The organism is Candidatus Acidulodesulfobacterium acidiphilum, from assembly GCA_008534395.1.
Classification (GTDB): domain Bacteria; phylum SZUA-79; class SZUA-79; order Acidulodesulfobacterales; family Acidulodesulfobacteraceae; genus Acidulodesulfobacterium_A; species Acidulodesulfobacterium_A acidiphilum.
Window position 1 is genome coordinate 1 of record SHMQ01000068.1, and the last position, 3,241, is coordinate 3,241.

Below are 3,241 nucleotides of genomic sequence, written 5' to 3' on the forward strand. Positions count from 1 at the left end.
GCTATGGTAGCGTTAGATATTTCGTGTTAGTCTGATTTTTAAAATTAAAAAATTAATTGTTTTTTATATTTTTTCTTTCCTGCCTTTTTTGTTAAAATCTTTTTTAAACGGTCTTCCTTGCGAGCGTCTTTCTATTCTAATACCTATGATACGTTGAACTGCTTCTTCGAATATGGAATTTCCGGTTAACTGGCCGCGTTTTACGGAATCTCTTAAGAAACTAATTTCTTCGGGCGGGCTAGTTTCGCCAATGAATTTTTCATAATTTTTTAATCTTATTTCGCCAGTTTCTCCAAGACTTAAAAATACCTTATCTAAATCTAATATTCGTGCGTTTTCTTCTTCATCATTCATTTTTATTTCATTTATTTCATTAATTTCATTTATTCCCATTTTTATATCTGTATCGTCATTTATTCCATAAGTCATTCTTTCTGAAAAACTTGACCATTTATATTCGATAGGATGATTTACAACACCTGCCCTTATAGGATTTAATTCAATATATCGGCAGCAATTCAACAAATAATATTCTTTTTGAACCGGGCTTGATTTATATCTGCTTTCCCACAGAGTGCCTGTTCTTCCTTCCAGCATATTAAAGTAACGGGTAGTTCTTGCCGATAGGGTTTTCATAAAAAGCGGGACTTTATATGCGTCGTCCCCTGGTTGTAAAAGCAGATGTACGTGATTTGTCATAAGACAGTAGGCAAAAACTTTTATATCGAATTTCGCTTTTAATTCCAAAACATTATTTAAATATCTTTCATAATCTGAATTTTCCGCAAAAATAATCTGGCGGTTATGACCGCGCTGAATTATATGGTGCGGACAATTTGGCAATATTATTCTCATTTTTCTAGGCATTTATTTTATGTATTTTAAACTAAACTAATAAAAAAATAAATTAAAATAAATTAAAAAAATTCAATCAAATTTAGTTAATAATTAAAAATAAATTAAAATTAAGATTAAAAAATTAAATTTGTTATCGTTGCCATTTATAGCAATATTTATTATACTAATTTAATGTTAAGAAATTATTACAATAATATTAAATATATGTTAAATTTTTATTACAAAATCGTTACAAATCGTTTATCCGATTATAATTTTATTGCGTTTTTGTAGTTTTATAGTTTAAAAGATAATTTTTAGATATTAAAAAAATAAAATAACATGCAAACCTTATGCAAAACATTATGAAAAATGCAAAAGAAACGATGCTTGACAATGGCGTTGACAATAGCGTTAATAATAACGGAGTCAACAAAAAAGAAGTCTCGGAAGCTATATCTAATCTTTTGAATCCTAGTGAAATTATAGAAACTCATATATCCCGCGTTTATCTTACCGATAAATTTGCATACAAGCAAAAAAAAATCGTTAATTTTGGTTTTGTCGATTATACTTCCCTTGAAAAAAGAATTTATTTCGCTAAAAAAGAGCTGTCTTTAAACAGGCGGGCATGTTCCGGAATTTATTTAGACTTGCTGGAATTACGTAAAAAAAAAGACCGCTATTTCATAGGTTTTAAAGGCGGAAAACTCATAGACGTTTTAGTAAGGATGAAAAGGGTGGATACGGCTTTTTTTTTAAGCAGTATCCTTTCCGAACATGTTGGATTAAGTTATACGAATATAAATATAGACGATATTTTAGAAGATATTTTAAAAAAAACGGCAAAAAAAATATATTTATTTCATAAGAACGCCCGGAAATCTAAAAGAATTTCCAAATTTGGCGGTTACGATGTTTACAAGGCAAACTGGGAGGACAACTTTCAAACGGTAAAAGAATATATAGTATCAGCTGATAAGAAAAACTTAAGGGATTCTCATTCATTTTTTAAAAAAATAACAATAAATAAATCAGACATTTTTTCTTCCTTTTCTGAAGAATTTTTCAAAGATTTCTTTGCTTTTATAGAGTCTCTGCTTTCTTCGCGTTCGTTTGCCGAATTTATCCGCTTGCGCGCAGTAAGCGGTTTCGTAAGGGACGTTCACGGCGATTTAAGAATGGAACATATTGCCATTTTAGACCATAGCCGCGTTAACGGTATCTGCCTTATGGACTGCGTCGAATTTGACGAAAGATACAGATGTCAGGATATATATTTAGATATCGCTTTTTTGCTTATGGATTTTGAGTTTAACGGATATTTTTACGAATCGGTTAAATTTTTAGGTTACTATAAAAACTTTTTTAACTATTTAAAATATATAGCTCCGTTCGAGCAATACGAGCATTTAGTAATACCTCTTTTTAAAGCGTACAGGGCGATAGTAAGATGTAAAATTTCCCTTCTTTCTAAAGACTCCGGCGAGGACATGCGCTTGAAAGCTATGGAATATTTTAAATTAGCGGCTTTTTATCTTGCAACTGCACAAAAACCGGTCGTAATTCTTAACTGCGGTCTTTCGGGCAGCGGAAAATCGTCTCTTTCCCGTCTGCTTTCGGCATGGTTTTACGCCCGCGTTTTTTCTACGGACGAAATTAGGCACGCTTTATACGGTTCTGCCGAAAAGTCCGTAAAATATTCTGCAGAAGCTAATTTTGAAGTTTACCGAATTATGCTCAAAGAAGGTTTAAAAGAATTTGAAAAATGCAGAAGCGCAGCGGACAAGGCGCTTAAAGACGATACGCATAATACCGCCGTAAATGACATAGGAGCCGTAAATACGCAAAATACATATAATTCGGCAAGGTCGGACGAAATTGAAGGCGTAAGCATAGGCGATGGCTTAAGAGGCATAAGCGGCGGGGTAGATTCAAATGGAAGCGTAGGCGGCGGTAGCGGCGGCGGGGTAATATTCGACGCTACCTTTTTAAAACGTTCTTACAGGGAAAAAATAATTAACGCTTTTAATAAAAAAGACTGCATTTTTATATTGTTATATTCAAAAATATACGATGAAAAAGAAGAAATTATATTGAAAAGACTTGAGAACAGAGCAGGAACGGCAGGAAAAAGCGGCTTAAACTTAAACTATTATTCCGAAGCCGACGTCTCCGTTTATTTTAATCAAAAGACTTATTTGGAGGAACCTTCGGAAAGCGAACTTAAGCCTTTGTCCGAACATTTAGCGGAAGCAGATGGCGTTAATTCCTTTTATTCATATGCCGCCGCTCATTGTTACATTAAAGTCGATGCCGCCGATGAACTGAAAGACAGATTTAACGCATTGATGAACAGACTGCAAATATGAAATTTATGCAAAAAATGTATTTATTGGGTTTT

Annotated in this window: 2 protein-coding genes; one reads left to right on the forward strand and one right to left on the reverse strand. The window is 32.9% G+C overall.

Annotation, left to right across the window (positions count from 1 at the left end):
- Window positions 1-63 precede the first annotated feature (63 nt).
- Window positions 64-867 carry a transposase gene (locus EVJ48_10395; protein ID RZV36437.1) on the reverse strand — a complete coding sequence of 268 codons (804 nt, stop codon included), beginning with the start codon at window positions 865-867 and terminating at the stop codon, window positions 64-66.
- 323 nt (window positions 868-1,190) lie between these two features.
- On the opposite strand from EVJ48_10395, the gene EVJ48_10400 reads away from it, so the two are divergent.
- Window positions 1,191-3,209: a hypothetical protein gene (locus EVJ48_10400; protein ID RZV36438.1), complete on the forward strand. Its 2,019-nt coding sequence runs from the start codon at window positions 1,191-1,193 to the stop codon at window positions 3,207-3,209.
- The last annotated feature ends 32 nt before the right edge of the window (window positions 3,210-3,241 follow it).